The sequence below is a fragment of the Streptomyces beijiangensis genome (assembly GCF_017315755.1).
Lineage (GTDB): Bacteria > Actinomycetota > Actinomycetes > Streptomycetales > Streptomycetaceae > Streptomyces > Streptomyces beijiangensis.
On sequence record NZ_JAFLRJ010000619.1, the window covers coordinates 1 to 997 of the forward strand.

Genomic DNA, 997 nt, shown 5'->3' on the forward strand with positions numbered 1-997 from the left:
GCCGACGCCGATCGCCGAGATCGGCGCTCCCGACATCTCTTCCAGCGCCTTCACATACGCCTGCGCGTTCTTCGGGAGGTCGGCGAAGGTCTTGGCCTTCGTGATGTCCTCCGACCAGCCGGGCAGGTTCTCGTAGATCGGCTTCGCGTGGTGGAAGTCGGTCTGGTTGTACGGGAGTTCCTCGACGCGCTTGCCGTCGATCTCGTACGCCACGCAGACGGGGATCTGCTCCCAGCCGGTCAGCACGTCCAGCTTGGTGAGGAAGAAGTCCGTCAGACCGTTGACGCGCGTCGCGTACCGCGCGATCGGTGCGTCGAACCAGCCGCAGCGGCGGTCGCGCCCGGNNCGGGAACGGTCCCGAGCCCACACGCGTTGTGTAGGCCTTGAGGATCCCGATGACCCGGGAGATCTTCGTCGGACCGACGCCCGCACCCGTGCAGGCGCCGCCCGCGGTCGGGTTGGACGACGTGACGAAGGGGTACGTGCCGTGATCGATGTCCAGGAGCGTGCCCTGGCCACCCTCGAAGAGCACGACCTTGCCCTCGTCGAGCGCGTTGTTCAGGATCAGGCTCGTGTCCGCGACGTACGGCTTCAGCCGGTCCGCGAAGCTGAGCAGCTCCTCGACGACCTGCCCGGCCTCGATGGCGCGGCGGTTGTAGAGCTTGGTGAGCAGCTGGTTCTTGACCTCGAGCGCCGCTTCGACCTTCTGGTTGAGGATCGACTCGTCATACAGATCCTGGATCCGGATGCCGGTGCGGTTGATCTTGTCCGCGTACGTCGGGCCGATACCGCGGCCGGTCGTACCGATCTTGCGCTTGCCGAGGAAGCGCTCGGTGACCTTGTCGACGGTCACGTTGTACGAGGTGATCAGGTGGGCGTTTCCACTGATCAAGAGCTTGGACGTGTCCACGCCGCGCTCGTTGAGTCCGTTCAGCTCGGAGAACAGGACCGACGGGTCGACGACGACTCCGTTCCCGATGACCGGAGTGCACTCCGG

The 997-nt window shown here is 65.5% G+C and carries 1 pseudogene; it reads right to left on the reverse strand.

What is annotated here, in order from left to right:
- A pseudogene (locus J0695_RS37585) lies at nucleotides 1–997 on the reverse strand (adenylosuccinate synthase); the annotation flags it as partial.